Source organism: uncultured Aurantimicrobium sp. (assembly GCF_936931525.1).
Taxonomy (GTDB): domain Bacteria; phylum Actinomycetota; class Actinomycetes; order Actinomycetales; family Microbacteriaceae; genus Aurantimicrobium.
Window position 1 is genome coordinate 1 of record NZ_CAKZII010000035.1, and the last position, 24,259, is coordinate 24,259.

The window sequence follows — 24,259 nt, forward strand, 5'->3', positions numbered from 1 at the left end:
ACGCACTTGGCAATCAAAAAGTTGGCGACTTGACTCAGCGGGATCAAAGAACTGTAAGTCTGCGTTTGGCGGTTCAAGATGTTTTTAAAGACAGCCGGCTAGATTGCAATTTGTTAACTGTTGGAGATGGCATCCTGTTGATGCGAGTCATCGGGCGCGAATACATAAAGCCTGAGACTTCGACAATTTAAAAATAGCCCGCACATTTGTGCGGGCTATTTTTAAAAACTAATTTAGATTGGGCGAAGAGTTGGTCCGGCAGTCTTAGCTGTTTGAACCAATTGAGCGCCTAGGTCTGCTGCTTCTTCAGAGTTCAAAGAAACCACCAAGCGGCCACCACCTTCGAGTGGTACGCGCATCACGATGGCACGTCCTTCTTTGGCAACTTCCATAGGACCGTCACCCGTGCGTGGCTTCATTGCCGCCATTTGAACTCCTTATTTACTGGCTCGAAAAATCCAAAAGGATTGGTGTCGAGTCCCACAAACTGGACCGAGTCACCATCGGGGTCAATACCTACCAGGGGAATCGGAATCCGCACGGTCTGACCCGACATTGCACGAGCAGTCACCGTGCGCGGGGTGGGGGCTTGGTTGGTGTCTTCATCAATGGCACGAACAGAGATTGTTACTGTGCCACTGGCCCACTGACCGTTGTCTGCATTGACGCGGTAGACAGCGGAATAGGTGCCTGGGTTGTTTCCGGCGAGGAAGCGCAGCTGGTTACCAGAGACAAAGAGCAAACCAGCTCCGGAAGGAACATCCTGATCGAGGTTGGGAGCCAGGGTCAGCTCACCACCATCGGGATGGATGTCATTGGTGAGCACAGGGATGCTGATGACGTCGCCCACGCGGACTGCGACTGCATCAGGAACAGCAACTGGCGCTTGAGCGACTGCAGGCGCAGGTGTTTGCACGACGGTAATCGTGCCTTCACTTTGAGAAACACCATTGCTCACGCGATAACCGAAGGACACCGCAGCATCGAGTGGCTTGGTCAGCGTCACACGAACCAGTCGGTGATCGACAACTTCAACTTGAATACCCGACTCAATGGGAACATTCAGGGTTCCTGTGACCACGAGCACTCCCCCAGCAGGGTCGCGATCGGTCGCAGTGACATCGACGGTGCGGGACTGCTGGAGAGGAACATACACAGCGTGTGCCGAGGTAATCGGTTGAGCGGATACCTCGGGCGGATCTATGACGTCAATGCGAACCAAACCAGAGCCTGTTGCATCGCCATCTGTCACCGCATACGTGACATAGGTTGACCCAGTCCGGGAGGCGGTCACCGAGAAGGAGAAGTCAGCGAAGTCAGTCACGATATCCAGACCAGGAACCTCGGGGACACCGGTCAGGCTCAACACACCAGATCCGCCGCGGATATGAGCTGAAGGGTTAATGGTGACCGGCTGCCCCTGAATAGCAATCACGGCAAATGCTTCTGCAACGATAGGGACTTGGCCGGCAGCTTTGACGTTGACTTGGACTGCACCAAAACCAGACGCGCGACCGTCTGAAACCTCGAGCGCAATCTGCTTGGTGCCACCTCCACCGCGACCTGAGTCAGTGAATGCAACACGACCAGCGGGAGAATACGAAAGCGAGTCAGGTTCTTCCGTGGTTGCCGCAGCAACGAATATGGCATCACCATCTGGGTCAACCCAGTCACCGAGGACATTCACAATGACCTGACCACCCATCGCCACGTCGGTGCGGGTGGGGCGTGCCTGGACGGGTGGAGAATTTTCTGAGTTGGGGCGAATGTTCAGCGTGACAGTGGCAGAAGCTTCTCCGCCGCGGCCGTCAGAGATTGTGTACTCGAACTGGGTCGAGCCAGCAGCATCGGCAGCCAGACGAACCATGACCTGGTTGCGGTCGGAGTTGATATAAATCTCACCAAGGCTGGAAGGAATGCCGGTGACAGAGTCGATAACCAAGGCATCGCCATTGGGGTCGTAATCGTTGAGAAGCACAGGGAGTGCCGTGACGCGCCCCGGACGTGCCCCCAGATCATCATCTACTGCAATAGGAGGCGCAGGGTTCTTGTCGTATTCGGGTGCATCAGCATTGTTGGTCTGGACAACCTGCTGTTCGAGTGCCTGCTGTGCAAGTAATGAATCCCAGTTATCAATGAGGCGGACACCACCTTGCACCGCCCAAACCAAACCATTCACCGCATCGTTGAGTGCAATCACGCCATCGCTGACTCGGAATGTCAGCTCAGCTGAACCCGACATACCTTCTGCATTTGCGTTGCTGTCTTCGTCTGCCCCACATTTGGACCACACCGTGCCACCTGACCAGGCGGCATAAGCACAGTCCCCTTCAATTAGGGGTGCTGCAGGGCGTCCGCTCGCACTAGAGAGAGTCGACACGTCACCGCTGTCGAGGTTAACAGAGGTGAGTCCCGTGCTGAAGGAGAGCAACACTGCTGAGGTGCCAGAAACGTTGGTTGCCGCATTAGAACTGGCATTGACACCCTGCGCGCTGGGGAGTTGCAATTGAGCTTGTGCCAGTTCGGTTGCCGAAGCACTCAGCTGAATAACTCGCCCAGCTGTGATCATGCTTCCACTTTGGGTATCAAGTACGACCCAGCGATCTCCCACCAGGGTGATCTGAAGCTTTCCTTTATTGAGCTCGGAATCAAGCGCCTGAGATTCAGGGGTAACTGAGGTCAGGGTGTTGATTCGAGAAAGTGTGCCGAGCTTGGCACTGACTCCGACGAGGTAGCCCTGTTCGTTGACGGCAACCACCGAGTCAGCACCAACTGTGAAGTTGGCAGGCTGGGTCTGCGCATCAAAGGTAGAGATGGTTGCTGCCGGGATGACCCACACATCACCAGAGCTAGGTGCATGCAAGATCACGTTGTCGCCAGAAAGCGCTGCATAGGTCACATCTTGGGGAAGCGGAATGCTTTCCGACACCTCACCGGTGGCCTGGTTCACCACATCGAGCGAACGGGTGGCGTCATTGATGAGGAAGACGTATTCCGCGTTTTGCACCAGATCCATCTGACTGGAATCGGTCGTAAGCACGGTGTTGAGTTCAAAGACTTTGGTATTTGCGCGGCCAATTGCCTGCTTGTCGCCGTTGGTCACCCAAACGGCACCGTCATCGAGATTGACCCGCTGGGCTTGGTAGCCAGTGGCAACAAGTGACCCAATCACCAAGAGCGCGAGCACACTGGTTGCCGCCGTCCATTTGATGATGGTGCGGCGGCGTGGAGTAGCTCCGAGGAGCCGGGTGAACCACGAGCGGATCATGATTATCCGGCCACCGTTGCCAACACGAGAGTCACAATAGCCACCACTGCCACAACACCGGTGACCACAGAAAGCAAGAGCTTGCGCCGACGTCGCGAAGCGACGTACGCAAGCTCATCACGCTCTGCAGGTGTGGAGTTGTATCCCTGTCGACGCCAGCTGGGCGTCGAGTGGGCATCCAAAGGAGAGAGTGCGGTGCGATCGTTCTCATTGATCACAATCGCTGAAGAACCCCACTCGTCACCGACAACATCGATGGGAGTTTGGGCCAAGCCCATGGAGGTTTCAACCTGTTGGAGCTGTCTTGCAAATTCGAGTGCCGAGTGTGGCCGATCGATGGGGTTCTTACTCATCGCCTTGGTGAGAACTTCTTCCAGGCGGGCTGGAACGTCACTGCGGCCAATGGGCTGAGGCTTAGATTTCAAGATGCGGCCGGCAAGGTGCCCGGGAGAATTATCTTTACCAGGAATTTCAAAGGGACTGCGGCCAGCAAGCAACGAATAGACCGTGGCGCCTAGTGACCAAATTTCAGAAGCGGTGGAACCGGTTGTGCTTTCACGGATGACTTCAGGAGCAGACCAGGGAACAGACAGACCCACTGCGGTGGAGTTATCCCCCAGATACACCGAAGAGGCAATACCGAAGTCGCTGAGGACGGGGTGACCGTAGGCGGTAACCAAAATGTTGCCGGGCTTGATGTCACGATGAAGAACATTCGCACGATGCGCAGTCTCAAGCGCTGCCGCAATACGAATACCTGTGCGCAGAGCTTCGGCAACCGGAATTGTCTCAGCGCGGAAGCGTTCGCCATAGCCGCTGACACATACTTCCGTCACGAGATAGGGGCGCCCATCCGCGCTCACTCCCGCTTCAAAGACACTCAAAATTGATGGGTGGGTGCTCAGTTGAGACATCAACTGAGCTTCCGATTGGAACATGTCCCGGACCCGTGGGTTCACAACCTCGGGAAGAAGAACCTTGATCGCCACATTACGACGAGGTAGCTGCTGTTCATAGAGAAAAACGTCACCAAAACCGCCGGAGCCCAACACACGGACGAAGGTGAAACCGGAGAGGACAGGCGGAGTTGAGGGTAGTCGTCTCGACATTTCCCACCGCCTTCTTCAAGCTGGGTTGAACTCTGCAGAGTTCAACGCAAATAACGCCGTAAATTCAGCGCAATTGAAGTTTAGGCAGGTGAAACTGAGGATTCGGTGTGCCCCACCGTGACCGCAATAACGTCAATAACAATCAGCGTGACGTTGTCACGGCCGCTATTGGTCAATGCAGCGTTCATCAGCTCGCTCACGGCATCCTCAACCGTGGGAGCAGTAGTCAAGAAGTGCTCAATTCCGACATCGGTGAGCTCTTTGGTCAAACCGTCTGAACACAGCAGCAAACGCATGCCGGGAACAACGGGTAGTGCCACATAGTCAGGGATGGGCTCATCGATGATGCCCACAGCACGGGTGATCACGTTCGCATGAGGGTGGTAGTCAGCTTCTTCTTTGGTGATAGTGCCGGCATCAACAAGCTGCTGAACCACGGAGTGATCCACGGTGACCTGTTCGAAGGTCTCGTCGAGCTTCACATAGACACGAGAGTCACCAATGTTGAATACGGCCCACTGCAGCTGGTCACCCTCTTGAACGAGAGCAGCACCCGTCACCGTTGTGCCAGCGCCCTGCTGGTCTTCGGTGAGCTTGTTGCGCAGATCCACCACAGACATGGCCAGGGCCATTTCAAGTGCGTCTAAGTCAGCAAAACCAGGCTTTTCTAGGCCTGCAATGCGCTGAACAACGCAGTCGCTGGCGATATCGCCTGCGCTGTGGCCGCCCATGCCATCTGCCACCGCAAAGACGGGGCACGCAATGGAGTAGGAGTCTTCGTTGTTCGCGCGGTGGTTTCCCACATCAGTTCCGGCAGCCCAAGAGAGGGTAACGCTCGCACCAGTGCTCGTGTCGACAACAGTCGTGCCGGTCGAGTTCTGGCCTAAGGCAGTCACAGGAAAATCTCCAAGATTATGGGGCTACAACCGAAAGAAGACGGCTAACCAAGAACTTCAAGTCTATTACCGTCGCCGAGGTCGATAATCGCTCCAACGCCGAGAGCCATCGAGTCCCCGGGTGCAAGGAGTGTGGTCGGCTGTCCAGGAATAATCACACGGGTTCCGTTAGTGGAGCGGAGGTCGGTCACCACAACGACGTCTCCGACCACCTCAAAGCGAGCATGAGTTGAAGAAACAAGTCCATCTGGAGAGGCAATCATGACGAGGTTGACCGACTGCCCACCGCGCAGTGGTGCTGCAGGAAGGCGACCCATAATGAGGGGTTTACTCAGTGAATGCTTAGTGCCATTGATGTGGCGAAGCTGAAAACGAGACCGAAGGTCCTGCTGGGGCGCGGTATCTGACTCATCGCCTGAGATTTCTTCTGGTGTATCGATCAGGCCCCGAAGTCCTAACGAGGTATCCATCATGGATCCGATGAGGGTGTGGTAATCCTCGGTAGTTTCAGGGATGACCGTGTCATCACTGGTGATGACTGTTTCTTCTGAAGGAACGACATCGCCGATGACGGTGCTGTCATCAATGATCTCAACGGAACCAACGACGGTTTCATCAATAGGAACCTTGATGATGGTGTCATCGCTGGCGTCAACGCCGATGACCGTGTCATCGTTCGCGTTGATGCGAGTGTTGTCGTCAGGTGTGCTCATCGAAGATCTCACCAGCGCCGAGCTAGGAAGCTGACGCAGTCTCCTTGGCGGCTACGCGTTGACCGACTACTGCCGAGACACCGTCCTGGCGCATCGAGACGCCATAGAGGGCGTCAGCGATTTCCATCGTGCGCTTCTGGTGGGTAATCACGATGAGCTGGCTGGAGTTGCGCAGATCTTCAAAGATGGCAAGCAGACGACCCAAGTTGGCATCATCCAGAGCAGCTTCAACCTCATCCATGATGTAGAACGGCGAAGGGCGAGCCTTGAAGATGGCCACCAGCAGAGCAACAGCAGCGAGCGAGCGCTCACCACCAGAGAGCAAGCTCAAGCGGTCAATCTTCTTACCCGCAGGCTTGACCATGACCTCAATACCGGTGGTGAGGAGATCATCCGGGTTGGTCAGCGCGATGCTTCCAGAACCACCAGGGAAGAGAATGGGGAATACCTCAGCAAAGGCGGCTTGAGTGTCATCGAAGGCTGCTTGGAACACCGACTGCATGGTGGAGTCCACCTCGTCGATGATGGTCATCAAGTCCTTGCGGGTGTTGGTGAGGTCGGTCAGCTGTTCGGTCAGGAAGGTATGACGCTGTTCCAGAGCAGCGAATTCTTCCAAAGCAAGAGGGTTCACACGGCCGAGTTGACCGAGCTTACGCTCAGCTTTTTCGAGGCGCGTCTGCTGCTCAGAACGGTTGTATGGCTTTGTTTCTGGCTCAGCATCAGCAGCGGCATCGGCATCTAGAGCAATAACAATGGGAACCTCAGGACCGTATTCCGCAATGAGCACATCTTCGACAAGACCCAACTCATTACCTGCACGCTCGAGCAAGCCAGAGAGGTGCATCTTCTTTTCGTAGATCTGCAGTTCTAGGCCGTGCACGTTCTCTGTGATGGAGTGCAGACGCTCACGAAGTTGTGATTCTTCCTGGCGCAGGGTGACGAGTTCTTGGTTCTGTGCAGCACGGTCTGCTTCACGCTGCGCCAAGAGCACACGTGCCTCAGACACGGAACGGTCAACCGAATCCAACACAGCGGGAAGTGCGTCTGCAACTCCGGCAGCAGCATCAATCTGACGACGGCGAACAACAGCACGACGTGCTGCTTCTTCCGACGCAGCACGGTCAGCATCCAGCTGCTGACGCAGGCCTTCAACACGAAGCTCTTCAGCACGAACACGCTCTCGCGCAGTTTCGAGTTCCAGTCGTGACTGAACTTCCTTCTCACGCACAGCTTCAAGCTCTGCAAAAAGCTCATCACGGGCCGACACATCCAAGATGGGACGTGGTCGTGATTCCACAGATTCAAGCTCACTCGTCGCGCGGTGAGCATTCTGCTCTGCTTCTTCGACAGAAGAAGCAGCAAGAGCAAGCGAAGCGCTCAAACGTTCCGATTCAGCAATAGCAGCTTCCACCTGAACACGAGCACGGTTGAGTGCTTCGGAGCGAGCAGCGAGCTGGGAGTCATATTCACGCAGTGCAGCAAGGGCAGCGGTTGAACGCTCCTTGGCAACCTGAGCAACACCGCGCTGGTCAGCAAGATCAAGACGAGCTTTGTCGATCAGTCCGACAACTTCGTCGAGACGCTTCTGTGCTGCATCACGGTCAGAGACAAGCTCAATGCGGCTTTGCTTGGAACCTGAACCACCGCGGAGCACAAAACGAGTGAGAACTTCACCAGCCTTGGTGATGATGGTGACGTTGGCATCCGACTTTTCCAGCCCCTGCTTCCACGCTGCGCGAGCAGCATCGAGGTCATCTGCGATGACGGTCGAGGCGAGCAGTGCCAGCACGCCTTCGGGTGCGGTGACCACGTCAGAGGCAGGAACAACGCCAGAAACACTGGGCAACGTGACTGCACTCTTGCCGGGCTTAGCTGCGACCACAATTTCGACGCGACCGAGATCATCGCGGTCTACGTTTGCCAGCGCTGAAATAGCGGAATCCATGTCATCAGCGAGAACAGCATCGGAGAGAGAACCCAAGCCAGCAGCGATAGCTGCTTCATATCCTGTCTTCACCTGGATGTGTTCGGCAACGAGGCCACGAATACCCGAAAGCTTGGCTTTCACCAGGGCTGAAGAGCCGTCCTTTTGATCCAGTGCCATCGAAAGAGCGCCAGTGCGTGCCTGGAGAGCATCACGTTCACGCTCAAGGGTGTGAAGTTCATCACGGAGGCGATCGATGGTGGCATCAGCTTCCACCACAGCTGCCTGAGCTGCCTCATATGTGTCGTTGAGTCCGGTTTCACCGGCTGTGGTGTCAGCAGAATCAGACTCAACCTGAGCAAGGTTTTCTTGAGCGTTGGTGCGACGTTCGGTTGCAGCATCGAGGGCGTTTTGCTGACGCAGAACTTCACCGCGAACAGCAGCAAGAGCTGAGTCTGCAGCTTCTTTCTTTCCGCGCAGGCTGGTCAGTTCGAGATCGTGCTGTGAGACCAAAGCAGACTGGGCAGAGATTTGCTCATCGATTGAGTCGAGCTTTTGTCGTGCGACCACGGTTGCCTGCTGTGCTGCCTGCCATGCTGCCTCAGCAGCGGTGACGATGCCACGCATGACCTCAACCTCAGACTCTGCGCCTTCGATCATGGCTTGATTCACACCAGAGCCCAGAGGCTGCTGGTCAGTGTCAGCACCAAGAAGTGCCAGGCGCTGGTTCGCGAGGTTATAGAGACCACGCAGGCGCTCCTGGATCGACTCCAGCGAGAAGACGGTCTTTCGCGCTGACTCAACGTCATCGGCAGTCTGGTCTGCTTCGAGGCGGCGAACGCGAAGCATGGTGCGCTCAAGCTGTTCTTGCAGAACGATGCGTTCGCTGTGACGCTCAGATTCAGTCTTGTTGTGAGCATCGAGGGTGGTGCGCAATTGAACAACATCATCAGCAAGAATGCGTGCGCGAGCATCGCGCACCTCTGCCTGAATGCTCTGTGCTTCACGGGCAATCTCGGCCTGGTGGCCCAGGGGCTTGAGCTGACGACGAACCTCTGTTGCGAGGTCGGTCAGACGAGTGAGGTTGGCCTGCATCGCCTCGAGCTTGCGCACGGTCTTTTCCTTGCGGCGACGGTGCTTGAGAATTCCGGCAGCTTCTTCAATGAAGCCACGACGATCTTCCGGGCTGGCCTGGAGAACGTTATCGAGACGGCCTTGCCCCACGATGACGTGCATCTCACGGCCAAGACCAGAGTCCGAAAGAAGTTCTTGCACGTCGAGTAGACGGCAGTTCTCACCATTGATGGCGTATTCACTCGAACCGTTGCGGAACAAGGTTCGACTAATGGTGACTTCGGAATACTCAATCGGAAGAGCACCGTCAGCGTTATCGATGGTGAGCAAAACCTCTGCGCGGCCAAGGGGGCCACGCGTGGAGGTTCCGGCGAAGATGACGTCTTCCATCTTGCCGCCGCGGAGAGTCTTGGCTCCCTGCTCACCCATGACCCAGGCGAGTGCATCAACGACGTTGGACTTACCTGAACCGTTAGGGCCCACCACGCAGGTGACACCAGGTTCGAAGGCAAAAGTGGTCGGCTGGGCAAACGACTTAAAGCCTTTAAGCGTCAGGCTTTTTAGATACACGTCGAGAGCTCCCAGATCAGCAGTGCACTTGCACTACCAAACAAATTTACTGGATATACAAGCCCGACATAACCACGGGTTTAGTGGTCGTCTTCGAGCTCTTTACGAATCGAATCAGCTGCCAGCTGGAGCACTTCAACTAAGCGAGGAATATCCATATGGGTGAGGTGAGCAACAACACCGACAGCGGCCACGCAGCGGCCTCCGCGGAGGATGGGAACGGCAACCGAACCATTACCGGCAGTGCTTTCTTGGCGAGCTACGGCATAGCCACGGTTCTTGGTTTCCACGAGTTCCGTCTTGAGCTTGACGGGGTCCACGATCGAGTAGGGGGTAGTGCGGGTCAGTGGACGGCTGAGGTATTTCTCAATCGCTTCAGGGCTCTGCCATGCCAGCAACACCTTGCCCACACCGGTGGTGTGAAGAGGTAAGTGACCACCGGCACGAGAAGCAGTGTGAACCGAGCGCTCTCCACCAATGCGATCGACATAGAGTGCCTGGCCACGGTCGAGCACTGCCAGAGTGATGTTTTCACCAGTCTCTTCGTAAAGACGAGCAAGGGTGGGAAGTGCACGGTGACGGAGCTGGTCACTCACGGGCGCGAGCTGACCGATGGACCACACACGCGTACCGATGCGGTAGCGGCGATCAGAGCCGCGGACAAGGAATCCACCGGTGACGAGCTCTGCCACCACGCGGTGGGTGCTCGACATCGGAAGCAAAGACTTTTCGGAGAGTTCCGACAGCGTCAGTGCACGACGACGCTCGTTGAAACATCCAAGAACAGCGATGCCGCGACCAATAGAAGAGATTGGTGCACCGGCAGTAGTACGTGCTGGACTCATGAAATATCTGCCCTTTCAGGCTCTAAGAAATTAGGTTCCAATGACCGGAACTCTACTCCTCATCTATCTCGATATCAAGATAAATCAGATATTTATGAATTTCTCCCCCGGGCCGCGACCTTCCATCGGTCCACCAGAGCACCCCGATCGAAGACATACACCTCATCTGCGAGGTTCACGGTGTTGCAGACATGGTTCGGAATCACCGGCAAGACAGAGCCGAGTTCAGGGATGACAGAGCCTTCCGGAAACTCAACAGTTGCGTGATGCTCGGACAGTGCCACGATGCGCGCGTCAGGTTGGCCGAGCACACGACCATAGCCAGTTGCATAGGGCGCCTTATCAGCACCGAGAACCTTACTGCCCGCATCCACAATCACGCGGTTTCCTCGAACACTTACAACAGTTCCATGAACGGTCAGGGCAACGTCATCCCAACCGCACGAGCCCAACTCGATCTGCTGAGCATCATTGAACACATACACACCTGGCCGCTGCTCGGTCACCACAAGAACATCTGCTTCCGACAGAGAAGGAGTTGAACCACCACTTCGAATCTGGGCATCAGTAAAACCGGCAGCGGTGAGCTGGTGCTGTGCTGTGGCGAGAGCTCGAGCTTCATCAAGAGCAGCTGCGGCGCGGCCATCGACTGAGTAACTGTGCCCAGGGAAGGTAAAGCATCCAGAAACTTCGAGACCAAGCCCTTTCAAGCCTGAAGCCAACTCCCCCACGGCACTGGGATCAATGCCGCTGCGATGGTGACCACAGTCGACTTCAATCAGTAGCTCAACCAGAGCAGCACGGCCTCGAAGAAGTTCTGCGAGCTTCTTTCCCGCTTCGAGAGAATCAATTCCCAGACGAATGGTCGCCCGGTCAAGAAGCGCATCGAGTCTCTTCGCCTTGGCTGGCGTCAACCAGAGCGGGTACGCAATCAACACATCCGGGAAGCCCGCCTCTACAAAGACTTCTGCTTCACCGAGGGTGGCGACCGTGATGCCGAGCACCCCAGCAGCTTCTTGCATGCGAGCAATCTCGATGATCTTGTGCGTCTTCACATGCGGACGCAGTGCAATGCCTGCCGTGCGCGCCGCCTCAGCAGCGCGGGCAATGTTTCCCTGCAAGATTCCAAGCTCAATGGCGATGAAGGGCGTCTCAGGTGCAGGGATAGTCATGAGTGAGAGCCTACTTTTTCTGACACTTCGGGCAGAAGTGTGAACCGCGGTTCATGAAGGTCACTCGGCGAATCGGAGTCCCACAACGCGGGCAGGGCTTGCCCTGCTGGCCATAGGCATTGAGGCTGTGGGAGAAGTAGCCAGACTCCCCATTGACGTTGACGTATTGCTCGTCAAAGCTGGTGCCACCCTCCCCCAGAGCCTTGATGAGAATCGCTCGAACAGAATCAAGAAGTTCACGGGACTTAGCTTTGGAGAGAGAATCCGAAGACTTCTCACCATGGATCCGTGCTGCCCAGAGCGACTCATCTGCATAGATGTTGCCCACGCCACTGATCAGGGTCTGATCAAGAAGTGCTCGCTTCACGCCGGTGCTCTTCTTGCGCAGACGAGCAATAAACAACTCGTCATCAAAGAAGGGGTCGAGTGGGTCCAACGCAATGTGTGCTGCTTGAGATGGAACAAGACCTGAAGCTTGCTCCACGAGTTCATCCACTGCCATGGATCCAAAGATGCGCTGGTCCACAAAGTTGACCACGAGCGGACCATGCACGGGATGGGTGATGACGTATTGAATGCGCAGGTGGCGATCTGGTTCGGCATCAAGATCGCGCAAGAGAACTTGCCCACTCATACCAAGGTGAGTGACCAGAGCATCACCTGAGTCCAGCGGAAACCACATGAACTTTCCTCGGCGCTCGGCAGAGAGAACAGTCGCTCCTTGGAGCATGCCGACGAAGTCACCGCGCCTGGCATCGTGACGTTTGAGTGAGCGAGGATCAAATACCTGCACGGTGTCAATGCGAGCACCAACCAGGGCTGGTTCCAAACCAGCGCGCACAACCTCAACTTCGGGAAGCTCAGGCATGAAAGAACTAGTTCTTCTCGCTGAGCGATGTCCAGGCGGTCAACGCTGCAGACATCTCGGCGTGCTTCTTACTGGTTCCTGTTCCCGTTGCGGAGACGAGATCGCCGACGGTGACCGTGGCCGTGAAGACACGTGCATGGTCAGGACCGGCAGCTTCAACCGAATACACAGGAACCGCAGTCCCCAACTTGGCAACAGCTTCTTGAAGACTGGTTTTAGGGTCCATCGCGGCACCAAAACGTTCTGGGTTATCAAGCAATGGCTCAATCAGGCGCAGCACCAGAGTGTTTGCAACTTCAGGCCCTGCGGTGAGATAGGTCGCACCAAACAAGGCTTCTACGGTGTCTGCAAGGATCGAATCTTTATTGCGACCACCGGTGAGTTCTTCACCGTTACCCAGACGAATGAACTGCCCGAGTTCGATGCTTCGGGCGACTTCAGCTAGTGCAATGGTCGAGACCAGTGATGCCCGACGCTTAGCCAGGTCACCCTCGTCGAGACCAGGGTTGTTGTTATAAAGCATGACCGTAACGGCCTGACCCAACACAGAGTCGCCTAAGAATTCCAAGCGCTCGTTGTTGGCAATGCCGCCATGCTCGTAGGCATAGGAGCGGTGCGTCAAGGCAAGCTCGTAGAGCTCCCCGTCAAGGGGTATGCCAAGAGAACTCGAGAGACTCGAGATATCGGTCTGATGACCAGAAGCAGGAGAGCTCATGCTCACTCGCCAATAAGGGTGTGACTAAACGTCAGCTACCTTGCGGCCCTTGTACTCCATGAAGAGTGGGGTGCCAGCAGAGTCTTCAACAACCTTGGCGCGGTGAGGAAGGCTGTAGGAAACCTTGCCGTTAGCGTCAACGCTCTTCACGAGGGTGGCAGCAGTTGCCTTCCACTGGGCACGGCGCATGCGAGTGCTAGCTCGCGACATTTTGCGCTTGGGAACAGCCATGGCTATCTCTTCTCTTCTTACTTACTTCTTTTTACCGGTGCTTGTGTCACCGTTGTCTGTGGAAGCTGCCAACTGGCTGAGCGCGGCCCATCTCGGGTCTAACGTCTCTTCCAGCGTGGAATCCAGTGGTTCTGCCAAGCGTTCACCAGTCTCAGGATCGAGACCAGCACAATCTGGACGGCATACCGGCTGGAACGGAAGTGCAAGCACAACCGCTTCCCTGACGAGAGGTTCAAGATCCACGTGGTCGTCGTGAACCTCATAGTCAAAAGCTTCGTCTACAGAATACGCGAAAAGTTCCTGAAATTCGACTTCGAGGTCCTGCTCGATGGGTTCGAGGCATCTTCCGCACTCTCCGAAGGCTGTCGTTTCCACCTCAGCAGAGACCAAGATGCCATCTCCGAGGGACTCTAAACGCAGGTCAATGTGGATGTTTTCGTCAACAGGAACAGCAATAATTCCTTCGCCCAACTTTTCGGGCGCAGCAATATCGAGCTCACGCTCGCGCTGTTCACCAGGACGGTGCATAAGGTCATAGACCTCAACAGTGAAGGGGGTTTTGACGAATTTAGCCACGGGATGAGTCTACGCGGATAGTTTCGAGGAGGCTTTCTGCACGAGTTTCTTGCCCCAGCGCTGAATTGGACGCTCAACCAAAATCTTGGCTTCATAGGTGAGGAAAATCGACACGATGGTGACACACACGGACTGGACCAGGAAGAAATAAATCCATTTGCTGGAGGGGAAGATTCCCGATGGCGTTCCTAGCACCACGTTGGACCACTGAATCAGAGGTTGGTGGAATACATAGACACCAAAGGAATACACACCCATAAAGGTCAACACCTTTGCTTTACGCGTGCCCGGCGTGACCTCGAACTTGGTCAATTGCAAGATCAAGAGAGCGAAGATAGGCGCAGCGAAATAGGTGATGGCGTAGCGATAAGAGTTCCAATGCCACGCGTCCTCGATAAAGAAGAGAGAAACAACCAACGCAATCGAGAGAGAAAGAAGCCACCAGTTTCGAAAGCGAGAAAGCTGAGGCAGGTACTTTCGCAACAACAAACCCAAGCCAAACCCTAAGAAGGCTCGGCCAATGGCTTCAAATCCTCGAATAGGTCCGCTGTTTTCGATAAACGAGGCATCAAAGGTGAGGCCAATCCACAACATGAGATAGCCCGCCGCAATGGCAGCAATGATTCCTAATCCCCACTTCACGGCAGTCAGTGGCGCATAAATGACGTTAGCGATCCACTCCGCAGAGAGAGACCACAAGGGAACGTTGATGGCAATAGCTGCCGATAAGAAAACCTGCAAAAGCAAGAACGCGAAAACCAGAATGTGTATTCGGTCATCCGCTGGCAGGCCAGCGAGACTTCCATAGGGAGCGTTGAAATTGTCTTTGCCCACCAGTACGTTGCGTTCCCAATCGATGGCGATCAACGCCACGATGAGGCTGGCGACAGCCAGAGGCCAGAATCTGAATACTCGCTTGAGAATAAAGATCCGTGATGCCAAACCCAGTTGTTTCCCCTGATGAGGCATGCTCGGCCACAGCACAAAGCCACTGAGCACGAAGAAGAAGTCCACAAAAAGGTAGAAGGAAGCCAGCTGCTGGAAATCTGAGGATGCGCTCACAGTGACGTGAAATGCAAGTACTCCCAGGGCGGCAACGCCACGCATCCCATCTAGGAGTAGGAAGCGGTGCTGTGGTGCAGTGGTCACGTCAACGTGTCCTCTCAGGAGGGAGTGAGTAGGTCGAACCAGAATGGCACATAAACTAGTCAGGTAACACTCGCGGGAGTGGTGAAATTGGTATACACGCCAGATTTAGGTTCTGGTGCCGAGAGGCGTGAGGGTTCAAGTCCCTTCTCCCGTACAAAAACTTCACTTTTTACCCTGTGAGAAAGAACACACATGTTGCACGCCTCAGCACTTGACGGACAGATGGCTGATCTGTTTTCCCAGGTTGGCGTTGCGGTGTTCTATCTCGTGGTGTGGGGACTCGTCTTCGCCGGAACCGGATTGTTCGTTGGTGCTTTCATTCCATTCATCACCGGAGATTCACTCCTGTTTGCGTCTGGCCTCGTCACTGCCGCAACTCCTGAGTTGAGTGTGTGGATCCTGGCGCTGGGTGTGGGCATTGCCGCCTTTATTGGTGACCAAGTCGGTTTCATTCTTGGTCGACACTTAGGTCGCCCCTATCTTGATCGCAAGAGTGGTCCGCGCATGAAGAAAATCATTGCCCGGGTGGAGAAGTTCTATAACTCCTACGGCTGGTGGTCCGTTGTGATTGCCCGCTTCATTCCATGGGCTCGAGTTTTTGTTCCCTGGGTCGCAGGCATTGGCAAGATGAACTATTTCAAATTCCTCACCAGCAACTTTGTGGGCGCACTTGCCTGGGGCGTTGGGTTGACCCTGGTCGGCTACTACGCCGCCAGCATCCCTGGCGTGAAAGCAGCGGCTTATGTCATCGCTGGTTTTTTCATCACAGCATCGATCATTTTCAGCATTCGCACCTGGATTCTTGAGCGTCGTGACCGTCAGCAGAATCCTGCAAATTAGCTGAAAGCCAGCTCTCAGCCAGCCGGTAGGCTGGAACAACTATGCACACTTCGTTGATTCCTTGGCTTGACCCTGCAAACCTCATCGACGGCTTCGGGCCTTATGCCCTGCTCGGTGTAGCGTTTATCGTCTTTGCGGAAACCGGCCTTTTGGTCGGATTCCTTCTCCCTGGTGACACCCTGCTCATTTCTGCCGGTGTACTCACCGTGACGGACACGTTCGGTGCCAACATCTTTGTGGTGTGTGCCGCAATTAGTGCCGGTGCATTCATCGGTGGTGAAGTCGGATATCTCATCGGCCATAAATTTGGGCCCAGCGTTTTTGAAAAGAACGAAAGCGGCTTCTTTAGCAAAAAGAACGTTGAACGAACCAACAGTTTCTTCATTCGCTACGGCGGCTTCGCCGTCATCATCGCGCGATTCGTTCCCGTTGTGCGCACCTTCGCCCCTGTTGCTGCAGGTGTGGGTCACATGAACTACAAGAAGTACACCCTCTACAACTTCATCGGCGCCATCGTGTGGGGTACTGGTTTGACGGCCATTGGTTATGGTGTGGGACACATCCCCGTCGTGGCTGCCTTTGTTCAGGACTACATCGACATCGTTCTTCTCGGTGTTGTGGTCGTTGTCTTGATTCCGAGCATTTACCACTACATCCAGGCCGTCATGAAAGCACGCCGGGCCAAGAAGGAAGCTGCGTTCAAGCACGCTCCTGAAGGTCACGTAGTCACCCACGAGGAAGCTGAGAAGCTCGTTCTCAAGCAAGATGACTTCGTGCAGAAGCCCCACGGCAAGCACGACGCAGACTCGACAAACTAAGAATGTCCTCACGCGAAGTACTTCGCCTCACCGCTTTCAGTGATGACCCTGAAGGCGGAAACCCTGCTGGTGTTGTTCTTGACGCCACGGGAATGTCTGACAAAGAGATGCTTGCCCTAGCGCACGAGGTGGGCTATTCAGAAACCGCTTTTCTCTTTCCCCACAAGGACCGAGAGAACAGCTACCAAATTCGATACTTCACTCCCGAAGCAGAAGTTGCTTTCTGCGGTCACGCCACGATTGCCTCAGGTGTTGTGTTGGGCCGCGAAAACGGAGATGGCGTTTACGAACTCAGCACCAATGCCGGTCCTGTCGAGGTTGATGTAACTGTCGCAGGCCGTTCCGTCGTGGCCACACTAACCTCTCCCCCAGCAACCCTCCAACCGCTTGATCCTGAACTGGTCTATGACATCTTGGATGCCTTTGATTGGGACGAATCAGACCTGGATACACGCTTCACTCCGGCGGTTGGTTTTGTGGGCAATGCCCACCCCATCTTGGTTCTGGACAACCGCGAGACGTTGGCCTCGATGGACTACGACTATGACGTCTTGAGTGACCTCATGAAGGAAAACGGTTGGACCACTATCCAACTGGTTTATCCCGACGAAGGTGATCCCCACGGCCGCAGGTGGCACTCACGCAATCCTGCGCCATCAGTGGGTATCTATGAAGATCCCGCTACAGGTTCTGCTGCTGCCGCCCTGGGTGCGTACTTCAGGGATAACGGCATCTACGGCTCAGGTGATCACGTCACTATCTTCCAAGGCGATGACATGGGCCGTCCCAGTTCCATCATGCTCACCATCGGTGGTTCCAGAATGAAAGTTTCTGGAACGGCTACCGATCTGTACTAGCTAAAGAGTTCCGCAGGAACATCTTTCTCGTCGGTCACAATTGCAGCAATAATTCTTGCTGCCACATCATCCGGATTAAGCCCCTGAGGCATGGTCGGCGCAACACCGGCAATTGCCCTTGAAGCTAAACCTGTTTCGGTGTGAGGTGGACGAGTGTCCAGCACACGAATTCCTTCACGGCGAAGTTCACGCTGTGTTGCAGAAACGAAGGACTTCAGTCCCGCCTTACTCGCACCATAGGCAGCCATCCCTGCAGTGGGCATGTCCGCAATCACCCCAGAAATAGTCAGGACAAAGGGTTCGCTTCCAGCGGCTTTAGCTGCTGTGAGTGCAGGAATAGCTGACGTAAGAAGTTCAATGGGGCTGGTCTGATTCAGAGCCTGAAGACTTTGTAGTGTCTGGCTGCTCAGCTCAGAAACTGGTCCAAATGCCACCACGCCGTGAGCTACCACGATGCCATCGAGCTGACCAGAGGCAGTCACTGTCTGAATGAGAGAACTAGCAGCACCAGGCAGTGAGAGATCGAGGGTGAAGAGCTCTGCATTAAGACCAAGGGCCTGAAGCTTGTCCGCATTAGTGCCAGTGAGTACCAGTTGAGCACCAGCGCCAGCCAGAAGTGACGCAATCCGTGAACCCAAAGCACCAGAAGCTCCGGTGACGAGTATGCGCTTGCCAGCTAGTTCAGTCATGAACTGAGTCTGTCAGCAAGTGCCTGCAGTGCGCGAGAGCGGTGGCTGAGTTTGTTCTTCTCTGTGGGATCGAGAATTGCTGCCGTGACCTCAAACCCTTCCGGAATGAACACTGGGTCATAACCAAAGCCGTTCACGCCGTGAACTTCTCGGGCAATCGAACCAGGCCAGTTGCCCTCCACGACGAACTCTTCGCTGGTTTCTGGCATCACCACGGCGATGTGGCAGGTGAAGTGGGCACCTCGGTCACCGTCTCGCACATCGCTCATCTGCTCCAGGAGCAATTGCACGTTCGCCGCATTGTCTTTTTGGTTTCCTGCCCAGCGTGCAGAGAAAATACCGGGCATGCCGCCGAGCACATCAACGCAGATACCGGAATCATCTGAGAGGGAAGGAAGGCCTGTGTGAGCTGCCGCCGCACGCGCTTTAATCAACGCGTTCTCGGCAAAGCTCACACCATCCTCGATAGGTTCTGGGCCGTCATAACCAATGACGGTAATCCCGGGAACGAGCTCGCTCAGAATGGCGTTGAATTCCTCAATCTTGTGCTGATTGTGGGTGGCGAGCACGAACGTGTTCATGGGTTAAGCAAGAGCCTGACGCTGGAAGTTGGTGAGATCAACAGCACCAGCAACGGCAAGATCCAACAACGAGTTCAACTCATTGCGGTCGAAAGGTGCGCCTTCGGCGGTGCCCTGAACCTCAACGAACAGTCCGCGACCGGTGACCACAACATTCATGTCGGTCTCCGCGCGGACATCCTCGACATAGGCGAGGTCCAGCATGGGGGTGCCGTCAATGATGCCGACAGAAACTGCAGCAACACTGTCAATGAGTGGCTCAGCGCTCTTCGGGATGAGACTGTTTGCCTTTCCCCATTCAATTGCTTCGGCGAGCGCAACATAGGCGCCGGTGATTGCTGCGGTGCGAGTGCCACCATCTGCCTGAAGAACGTCGCAGTCAATCACGATGGTGTTTTCACCGAGGGCCTTGGTGTTGACCACAGCTCGCAATGAGCGGCCGATGAGTCGGGAAATCTCGTGGGTGCGGCCGCCAATCTTGCCCTTGACTGCTTCGCGGTCCATACGGGAGTTGGTCGAGCGAGGAATCATCGCGTATTCAGCGGTGACCCAGCCTTTTCCTTTTCCTGTCATCCAGCGGGGAACGCCGCTGGTGAAGGAAGCCGTGCACAAGACCTTTGTCTTACCGAAGGAAATCAGTGCGGAGCCTTCAGCTTGTTCGCTCCAGCCACGCTCAATGGTGATTTCGCGAAGCTGGTCAACGGCGCGGCCGTCTGCACGAGTGATGTTCTCTGACATAAGTTCCTTTAGTTGAGGGGAAGATCGATAGCACCGGTGGGGGTGTAGTCCACGGTGAGAACTTGGGGGCCTAGGAAAAGGGAAGACAGACGCAGGAACTCTGCAGTGTTGTCCCCTGTTGCTTCATAGCGGTAGGTGGGCGGCGCAGGGTCGACCCGATCGAGTTCACGGTTAACCAGTTCGCGATACACATCTTTAGCGGTCTCGTTGTCACTGGCGACGAGACGAACGTGGTCTCCCATGACATACGAGATGGCTCCACGCAGGAAGGGGTAGTGCGTGCAGCCGAGAACGAGGGTATCTACCTCTGCCTTGATGAGGGGTTGGAGATAGTCACGAGCCACCCGCAGGACCTCTTCACCGCTGGTGTGACCTGCTTCCACAAACTCCACGAATCGAGGAGCAGCTTGGGTAAACAACTCAAGCTGCGGTGCGGCAGCGAACGCATCGTTGTAGGCGCGCGAGTTGATGGTGGCTGTGGTTCCGATTACGCCAATGCGGTTGTTTCGGGTCGCAGCAAGCGCTCCGCGCACGGCTGGCTGGATAACTTCCACCACGGGAACGTCATAACGCTCACGCGCATCTCTCAACATGGCCGCACTGGCCGTGTTACACGCAATGACGAGCATTTTGACGCCCTGCTCAACGAGTTGATCAAGCACATTCAGTGCATAGGTGCGCACATCAGCAATGCTCTTGGTGCCGTAGGGCGAGTGCGCAGTGTCACCGATGTAAATAATCGATTCGTGCGGCAGAGAGTCACGAATAGCCCTAGCTACTGTGAGTCCACCCACGCCCGAGTCAAAGACGCCGATGGGGGCGTTGCGGTTGAACTTCCCGCTAGTCATTCGCCATCTTCTCGTAGATGTCCTTGCAGGTTTGGCAGACCGGGAACTTCTCGGGGTCGCGCCCTGGAGTCCACTTCTTGCCACAGAGGGCTTTCACGGGCTTGCCCGAGAGAGCCGACTTCAAGATGTCGTCTTTCTTCACGTAGTGAGAGAAACGATCGTGGTCGCCATCTTCCAACTGCTCATTACGCAGGAGTTCTTCGAGCTCTCGATCGAGGGTCGCTGTTCCGCCACCGGTCTCCAGTGGGGTGCCATCAGGGAATGTCGAGCTCATATGCCAATTCTATGAGGCGGAAGGCCCCTGAGTGAACCCTGTGAAAACAGTCACGAAAAGGCAACAAACGCGCCTAATGTCTGGATTTTTTAGGTAAACGCCGGGTAAACTAAAGGAGACATAACGGGGTGTCGTTTCTATCGACATTTTCTGATGCCCGTTCTGCTTCTTCCCTGGTGCATCAAAGACACCACTCAAGGAGATTTATCGTGACTACGCAGGTTGTCATTCTTGCTGCAGGCATGGGTAGCCGTTTGGGCCGCTCGCTTCCAAAGCCCCTGACTGAACTCAGCGACGGTCGCACCATCATGCAGCAGCAGATGGAAAACATCCGCTTCGCTTTCGGTGCAGACGCACACATCACCGTCGTTGTTGGCTACAAGCTCGAGCACATCATCGAGGCTTTCCCCGACGTGAACTTTGTCTACAACGAGCAGTACGACACCACCAACACGTCTAAGTCACTCATGCGTGCATTGCGCGCTTCCAGCACCGGTGGAGTTCTCTGGATGAACGGTGACGTGGTCTTTGACCCCGCTGCTCTCGTTCGTGCTTCCGAACTGATCGTGCGCGACCAGTCCTTCGTTTCGGTGAACACTTCTTCCGTCTCTGACGAAGAGGTCAAGTACACCACCACCGCCGAGGGTTACATCAAGGAACTCTCCAAGACCGTCAAGGGCGGCTTGGGTGAGGCAGTGGGTATCAACTACATCTCCGCTAAGGACAAGGCAGTACTGCTTCGTCAGCTGAACAAGGTCAACGACCAGGACTACTTCGAGCGTGGCCTTGAGCTCGCTATCGAACAGGACGGCGTCTTGGTTGAGCCCATCGACATCTCTGACCTCTACGCAGTTGAAATCGACTTCGCTGAGGACCTTGAGCGCGCCAACCTCTACGTTTAGTCCTTCGGGCTCTAACTAGCCGTAGGCTCGTATTCTGTGAGCGCTTCAGTGGAACAGTCACCGTATCAACGGTCTGCTTTCGCGCGCTATCGTCACGCTCTGTGGCTGCTCACTCGTCGAGACCTCAAGGTTCGATACTCCACCAGCGCTCTAGGCTACATCTGGTCTGTTCTTGATCCCCTCATCATGAGTGGCATCTACTGGTTCATCTTCACGCAGGTGTTCCAGCGTGCAGCAGGAACCGAGCCCTACATCGTCTTCCTACTTGCAGGCCTCCTGCCATGGATGTGGTTCAACGGAGCAGTCTCTGACTCCACGAGAGCTTTCCTCAAGTCAGCCAAGCTCGTTCGCTCCACTGCCATCCCCCGCAGCATCTGGGTTGCCAGCATTGTGCTGGGTAAGGGCATTGAGTTCATCTTTGCGCTGCCTGTGTTGGCGTTGTTTGCCGTTATTGCTGGTGCCCAGCTCAGCTGGGAAGTTGTGTACTTCCCCCTCGCGATCATCTTGCAGGCCATTCTCACCTTCGGCATTGGCTTGATTGTGGCTCCTCTGGTGGTCTTCTTCCGTGACTTGGAGCGTGCGATCAAACTGGTGCTGCGTTTCCTGTTCTATGCGTCCCCCATCATCTACGCATTCGGTGACCTCCCCGCAGCAATCCAACCTTGGGCTGCCTTCAACCCCCTTGCCGGCATCTTTGACCTGTACCGTGCAGCTTTCTTCCCTGAAGAGCTCAACTGGGCCGTGGTGGGAGTTGCTGCGACGATGTCTGTGGCCATTTTGGCGCTGGGCTTGTGGGTCTTCAAGCGTGCCGAACGTTCCGTATTGAAGGAGATCTAATGACTTCTTCTGCAGTGATTACCGTTTCTGACGCAGGAATTCGTTTCCGCCGCAATCACAAGGGCCGTCGTTCTTTCAAGGATCTCTTCTCCACCAAGGCACGTCGCTCTAAGCCGAACGAATTCTGGGCTCTGCAGCACGTGAGCTTCGACGTTCACCCTGGTGAAGCTATCGGTGTGGTGGGACGCAACGGTCAGGGCAAGTCCACGCTACTGAAACTGGTAGCCAACGTGCTCATCCCTGATGAGGGAGCCATCAACGTCAATGCAGGCGTTGCTCCCCTGATTGAAATCACCGGCGGATTCGTTGATGACCTCACCGTTCGTGACAACGTCTTCCTCACAGCCGGGCTCCACGGTATGACTCGTGACCAGGTTGCGGCGAAGTTCGATGACATCATCGAATTCGCGGAGATCGAAGACTTCCTCGACACTCCTTACAAGCACCTCTCCTCCGGCATGAAGGTGCGCCTGGCTTTCTCGGTGGTCACCAGCCTGGAAGAACCTGTCCTGCTCGTGGACGAGGTTCTCGCCGTGGGCGATAAGGCCTTCAAGAACAAGTGCTATTCCCGCATCGAAGAGATGCTGACCGAAGGTCGCACCCTCTTCTTCGTCTCCCACAACGAGAGAGACCTCGAGCGCTTCTGCACCCGAGGCCTCTATCTCGATAAGGGCGCCCTCAAGTTGGACGCATCTATTGGAGAAGTTCTCGCTGCATACAACGAGGACTACCCCGGGCTTTAGCTAAAAGCGTTAAGCCCGGTCAAAGCTCGACCAATCACCAACTGGTGAATCTCATCAGTGCCCTCATAGGTGCGCACTGATTCAAGGTTGGCCATGTGACGCATGACGGGGAATTCACCCGTAATGCCATCCCCGCCCAAAATAGTGCGCGCTTCACGCGCAATCTTCAGAGCCTCACGAACACTGTTGAGCTTGCCCACACTGATCTGAGCAATGTTGAGAGTTCCCGCATCCTTCTGACGCCCGATGTGAAGAGCGAGGAGAACACCTTTTTCATATTCGAGGGTCATGTCAGCAAGCTTGGCCTGCGTGAGCTGGAATGAACCAATGGGCTTTCCAAAAACTTCACGGTCCTTGGACCGGGTAATGGCTGCGTCCAGGCAGGCACGTGCTGCGCCCATGGCGCCCCAGATAATGCCGTAGCGGGCTTCGTTGAGGCAGCCGAAGGGGCCGGAGAGTCCCTTCGCGTTGGGGAGAAGCGCATCGGCGGGAAGAACTACGTTGGTGAGCTCAATGTCGCACTGAATCGAGGCGCGCATCGACAGCTTGCCCTCAATAGCGGTTGCGGTGAACCCCGGGGTGTCGGTGGGCACAATGAATCCGCGCACACCCTCATCGGTCATTGCCCACAGGATGCAGATATCTGCCAGGGTTGCCAGGCCGATCCAGCGCTTTGCGCCGTTGAGGACCCACTCGTCACCCTCGCGGCGAGCCGTGGTCGCCATGCCCCCAGCGACATCCGAGCCGTGTTCAGGCTCCGTCATAGCGAAGCATCCGATGACGTCTCCCGAAGCCATCTTGGGAAGCCACTCTTCGCGCTGGGCTATTGACCCGCACAGCGCAACTGACCCCATCGCCAGCCCGCTGTGTACGCCCACAAACGTTCCAACCGAAGCATCCACGCGTGCAACCTCGAGAGTTGCGAAGCCCCGGAATATTGCGGAGTTTTCAAATTCGCGGGTCTCGTCATAGCCGTAGCGGAATGCCCCCATGGCAGCCAAGGGCTTAACAATGTGGTGCGG

General features: G+C 55.5%; 26 protein-coding genes and 1 tRNA gene. 8 read left to right on the forward strand and 19 right to left on the reverse strand.

All coding sequences use genetic code 11. The features are described from left to right. The coding region (locus tag Q0362_RS01590) for a hypothetical protein (RefSeq protein WP_298119074.1) at positions 1 to 191 on the forward strand (191 nt) is incomplete at its 5' end. Positions 192 to 233: 42 nt separating this feature from the next. On the opposite strand, the gene Q0362_RS01595 is transcribed toward Q0362_RS01590, so the two are convergent. The 13 genes from Q0362_RS01595 to Q0362_RS01655 form a co-directional block, all read right to left on the reverse strand. Beyond that, positions 234 to 428 (reverse strand): DUF3117 domain-containing protein, encoded by a 195-nt coding sequence (locus tag Q0362_RS01595; protein WP_298119076.1) that lies wholly within the window; start codon positions 426 to 428, stop codon positions 234 to 236. Next, positions 416 to 3,268: an Ig-like domain-containing protein gene (locus Q0362_RS01600; protein WP_298119078.1), complete on the reverse strand. Its 2,853-nt coding sequence runs from the start codon at positions 3,266 to 3,268 to the stop codon at positions 416 to 418. The genes Q0362_RS01595 and Q0362_RS01600 overlap by 13 nt, the downstream gene beginning before the upstream one ends. A 2-nt stretch (positions 3,269 to 3,270) precedes the next feature. Further along, the gene (locus Q0362_RS01605) at positions 3,271 to 4,377 is read right to left on the reverse strand and encodes a serine/threonine-protein kinase (protein ID WP_298119081.1); all 1,107 of its coding nucleotides are present in this window, start codon (positions 4,375 to 4,377) and stop codon (positions 3,271 to 3,273) included. Between the two features lie 80 nt (positions 4,378 to 4,457). Then, positions 4,458 to 5,273: a PP2C family serine/threonine-protein phosphatase gene (locus Q0362_RS01610; protein WP_298119083.1), complete on the reverse strand. Its 816-nt coding sequence runs from the start codon at positions 5,271 to 5,273 to the stop codon at positions 4,458 to 4,460. Positions 5,274 to 5,317: 44 nt separating this feature from the next. Further along, the gene (locus Q0362_RS01615) at positions 5,318 to 5,986 is read right to left on the reverse strand and encodes an FHA domain-containing protein (RefSeq protein ID WP_298119084.1); all 669 of its coding nucleotides are present in this window, start codon (positions 5,984 to 5,986) and stop codon (positions 5,318 to 5,320) included. 22 nt (positions 5,987 to 6,008) lie between these two features. Then, positions 6,009 to 9,554 carry a chromosome segregation protein SMC gene (gene smc, locus Q0362_RS01620; RefSeq protein ID WP_298119086.1) on the reverse strand — a complete coding sequence of 1,182 codons (3,546 nt, stop codon included), beginning with the start codon at positions 9,552 to 9,554 and terminating at the stop codon, positions 6,009 to 6,011. 80 nt (positions 9,555 to 9,634) lie between these two features. Next, the gene (locus Q0362_RS01625) at positions 9,635 to 10,399 is read right to left on the reverse strand and encodes an IclR family transcriptional regulator (protein ID WP_298119088.1); all 765 of its coding nucleotides are present in this window, start codon (positions 10,397 to 10,399) and stop codon (positions 9,635 to 9,637) included. Positions 10,400 to 10,491: 92 nt separating this feature from the next. After that, on the reverse strand, positions 10,492 to 11,571 hold the full coding sequence (locus Q0362_RS01630) for an alanine racemase (RefSeq protein WP_298119090.1): 1,080 nt from the start codon (positions 11,569 to 11,571) through the stop codon (positions 10,492 to 10,494). A 10-nt stretch (positions 11,572 to 11,581) separates the two neighbouring features. After that, positions 11,582 to 12,439: a bifunctional DNA-formamidopyrimidine glycosylase/DNA-(apurinic or apyrimidinic site) lyase gene (mutM, locus tag Q0362_RS01635; protein WP_298119092.1), complete on the reverse strand. Its 858-nt coding sequence runs from the start codon at positions 12,437 to 12,439 to the stop codon at positions 11,582 to 11,584. Between the two features lie 7 nt (positions 12,440 to 12,446). Further along, on the reverse strand, positions 12,447 to 13,154 hold the full coding sequence (gene rnc, locus Q0362_RS01640) for a ribonuclease III (RefSeq protein ID WP_298119094.1): 708 nt from the start codon (positions 13,152 to 13,154) through the stop codon (positions 12,447 to 12,449). A 24-nt stretch (positions 13,155 to 13,178) separates the two neighbouring features. Further along, on the reverse strand, positions 13,179 to 13,385 hold the full coding sequence (gene rpmF / locus Q0362_RS01645) for a 50S ribosomal protein L32 (RefSeq protein ID WP_110233896.1): 207 nt from the start codon (positions 13,383 to 13,385) through the stop codon (positions 13,179 to 13,181). A 21-nt stretch (positions 13,386 to 13,406) separates the two neighbouring features. Beyond that, a complete protein-coding gene (locus tag Q0362_RS01650; RefSeq protein ID WP_298119100.1) occupies positions 13,407 to 13,961 on the reverse strand; it encodes a DUF177 domain-containing protein in 555 nt (184 codons plus the stop codon). 9 nt (positions 13,962 to 13,970) lie between these two features. Continuing rightward, the gene (locus Q0362_RS01655; RefSeq protein ID WP_298119102.1) at positions 13,971 to 15,110 is read right to left on the reverse strand and encodes an acyltransferase; all 1,140 of its coding nucleotides are present in this window, start codon (positions 15,108 to 15,110) and stop codon (positions 13,971 to 13,973) included. A gap of 72 nt (positions 15,111 to 15,182) precedes the next feature. Here Q0362_RS01655 and Q0362_RS01660 point away from each other — a divergent pair. The 4 genes from Q0362_RS01660 to Q0362_RS01675 all read left to right on the forward strand — a co-directional run bounded on the left by Q0362_RS01660 (position 15,183) and on the right by Q0362_RS01675 (position 17,625). Further along, positions 15,183 to 15,264: transfer RNA gene (locus tag Q0362_RS01660), tRNA-Leu, on the forward strand. A 38-nt stretch (positions 15,265 to 15,302) separates the two neighbouring features. After that, positions 15,303 to 15,950, forward strand: a complete 648-nt coding sequence (locus tag Q0362_RS01665) for a DedA family protein (RefSeq protein ID WP_298119104.1) — start codon at positions 15,303 to 15,305, stop codon at positions 15,948 to 15,950. A gap of 41 nt (positions 15,951 to 15,991) precedes the next feature. Continuing rightward, complete coding sequence (locus tag Q0362_RS01670; RefSeq protein ID WP_298119106.1) at positions 15,992 to 16,768, forward strand: DedA family protein; 777 nt, start codon at positions 15,992 to 15,994, stop codon at positions 16,766 to 16,768. Between the two features lie 2 nt (positions 16,769 to 16,770). After that, a complete protein-coding gene (locus Q0362_RS01675) occupies positions 16,771 to 17,625 on the forward strand; it encodes a PhzF family phenazine biosynthesis protein (RefSeq protein ID WP_298119108.1) in 855 nt (284 codons plus the stop codon). Here Q0362_RS01675 and Q0362_RS01680 read toward each other — a convergent pair. Genes Q0362_RS01680 through Q0362_RS01700 form a run of 5 tightly spaced genes read right to left on the reverse strand, consistent with a single transcriptional unit; the run spans position 17,622 to position 20,755 of the window. Then, positions 17,622 to 18,314: an SDR family oxidoreductase gene (locus Q0362_RS01680; protein WP_298119110.1), complete on the reverse strand. Its 693-nt coding sequence runs from the start codon at positions 18,312 to 18,314 to the stop codon at positions 17,622 to 17,624. The two genes, Q0362_RS01675 and Q0362_RS01680, sit on opposite strands and share 4 nt — an antisense overlap. After that, on the reverse strand, positions 18,311 to 18,895 hold the full coding sequence (gene rdgB, locus Q0362_RS01685; protein WP_298119112.1) for an RdgB/HAM1 family non-canonical purine NTP pyrophosphatase: 585 nt from the start codon (positions 18,893 to 18,895) through the stop codon (positions 18,311 to 18,313). Before rdgB ends, Q0362_RS01680 begins: the two co-directional genes overlap by 4 nt. A gap of 3 nt (positions 18,896 to 18,898) precedes the next feature. After that, entirely contained in the window at positions 18,899 to 19,633 is a 735-nt protein-coding gene (gene rph, locus Q0362_RS01690) for a ribonuclease PH (protein ID WP_298119114.1), read from the reverse strand. Positions 19,634 to 19,641: 8 nt separating this feature from the next. Further along, on the reverse strand, positions 19,642 to 20,481 hold the full coding sequence (gene murI, locus Q0362_RS01695; protein WP_298119116.1) for a glutamate racemase: 840 nt from the start codon (positions 20,479 to 20,481) through the stop codon (positions 19,642 to 19,644). Further along, on the reverse strand, positions 20,474 to 20,755 hold the full coding sequence (locus Q0362_RS01700) for a DUF3039 domain-containing protein (protein WP_280794241.1): 282 nt from the start codon (positions 20,753 to 20,755) through the stop codon (positions 20,474 to 20,476). Before Q0362_RS01700 ends, murI begins: the two co-directional genes overlap by 8 nt. A gap of 209 nt (positions 20,756 to 20,964) precedes the next feature. Here Q0362_RS01700 and Q0362_RS01705 point away from each other — a divergent pair, with 209 nt between their 5' ends. From Q0362_RS01705 to Q0362_RS01715, 3 genes are read left to right on the forward strand one after another with little or no spacing between them, the layout of a single operon-like run. Then, a complete protein-coding gene (locus tag Q0362_RS01705; RefSeq protein WP_298119120.1) occupies positions 20,965 to 21,657 on the forward strand; it encodes a phosphocholine cytidylyltransferase family protein in 693 nt (230 codons plus the stop codon). A 36-nt stretch (positions 21,658 to 21,693) separates the two neighbouring features. Next, positions 21,694 to 22,494 carry an ABC transporter permease gene (locus tag Q0362_RS01710; protein ID WP_298119122.1) on the forward strand — a complete coding sequence of 267 codons (801 nt, stop codon included), beginning with the start codon at positions 21,694 to 21,696 and terminating at the stop codon, positions 22,492 to 22,494. Beyond that, positions 22,494 to 23,237 carry an ABC transporter ATP-binding protein gene (locus tag Q0362_RS01715; RefSeq protein WP_298119124.1) on the forward strand — a complete coding sequence of 248 codons (744 nt, stop codon included), beginning with the start codon at positions 22,494 to 22,496 and terminating at the stop codon, positions 23,235 to 23,237. The genes Q0362_RS01710 and Q0362_RS01715 overlap by 1 nt, the downstream gene beginning before the upstream one ends. On the opposite strand, the gene Q0362_RS01720 is transcribed toward Q0362_RS01715, so the two are convergent. After that, a partial coding sequence (locus Q0362_RS01720; RefSeq protein ID WP_298119126.1) for an acyl-CoA dehydrogenase family protein occupies positions 23,234 to 24,259 on the reverse strand: 1,026 nt, incomplete at its 5' end. The two genes, Q0362_RS01715 and Q0362_RS01720, sit on opposite strands and share 4 nt — an antisense overlap.

Coding starts and splice junctions, on each gene's coding strand:
- Q0362_RS01595 (WP_298119076.1), bottom strand. CDS start 428: ATGGCGGCAATGAAGCCACGCACGGGTGACGGTCCTATGGAAGTTGCC.
- Q0362_RS01600 (WP_298119078.1), bottom strand. CDS start 3,268: ATGATCCGCTCGTGGTTCACCCGGCTCCTCGGAGCTACTCCACGCCGC.
- Q0362_RS01605 (WP_298119081.1), bottom strand. CDS start 4,377: ATGTCGAGACGACTACCCTCAACTCCGCCTGTCCTCTCCGGTTTCACC.
- Q0362_RS01615 (WP_298119084.1), bottom strand. CDS start 5,986: ATGAGCACACCTGACGACAACACTCGCATCAACGCGAACGATGACACG.
- Q0362_RS01625 (WP_298119088.1), bottom strand. CDS start 10,399: ATGAGTCCAGCACGTACTACTGCCGGTGCACCAATCTCTTCTATTGGT.
- Q0362_RS01630 (WP_298119090.1), bottom strand. CDS start 11,571: ATGACTATCCCTGCACCTGAGACGCCCTTCATCGCCATTGAGCTTGGA.
- mutM (WP_298119092.1), bottom strand. CDS start 12,439: ATGCCTGAGCTTCCCGAAGTTGAGGTTGTGCGCGCTGGTTTGGAACCA.
- rnc (WP_298119094.1), bottom strand. CDS start 13,154: ATGAGCTCTCCTGCTTCTGGTCATCAGACCGATATCTCGAGTCTCTCG.
- rpmF (WP_110233896.1), bottom strand. CDS start 13,385: ATGGCTGTTCCCAAGCGCAAAATGTCGCGAGCTAGCACTCGCATGCGC.
- Q0362_RS01665 (WP_298119104.1), top strand. CDS start 15,303: ATGTTGCACGCCTCAGCACTTGACGGACAGATGGCTGATCTGTTTTCC.
- Q0362_RS01670 (WP_298119106.1), top strand. CDS start 15,992: ATGCACACTTCGTTGATTCCTTGGCTTGACCCTGCAAACCTCATCGAC.
- Q0362_RS01675 (WP_298119108.1), top strand. CDS start 16,771: ATGTCCTCACGCGAAGTACTTCGCCTCACCGCTTTCAGTGATGACCCT.
- Q0362_RS01680 (WP_298119110.1), bottom strand. CDS start 18,314: ATGACTGAACTAGCTGGCAAGCGCATACTCGTCACCGGAGCTTCTGGT.
- rdgB (WP_298119112.1), bottom strand. CDS start 18,895: ATGAACACGTTCGTGCTCGCCACCCACAATCAGCACAAGATTGAGGAA.
- rph (WP_298119114.1), bottom strand. CDS start 19,633: ATGTCAGAGAACATCACTCGTGCAGACGGCCGCGCCGTTGACCAGCTT.
- murI (WP_298119116.1), bottom strand. CDS start 20,481: ATGACTAGCGGGAAGTTCAACCGCAACGCCCCCATCGGCGTCTTTGAC.
- Q0362_RS01700 (WP_280794241.1), bottom strand. CDS start 20,755: ATGAGCTCGACATTCCCTGATGGCACCCCACTGGAGACCGGTGGCGGA.
- Q0362_RS01715 (WP_298119124.1), top strand. CDS start 22,494: ATGACTTCTTCTGCAGTGATTACCGTTTCTGACGCAGGAATTCGTTTC.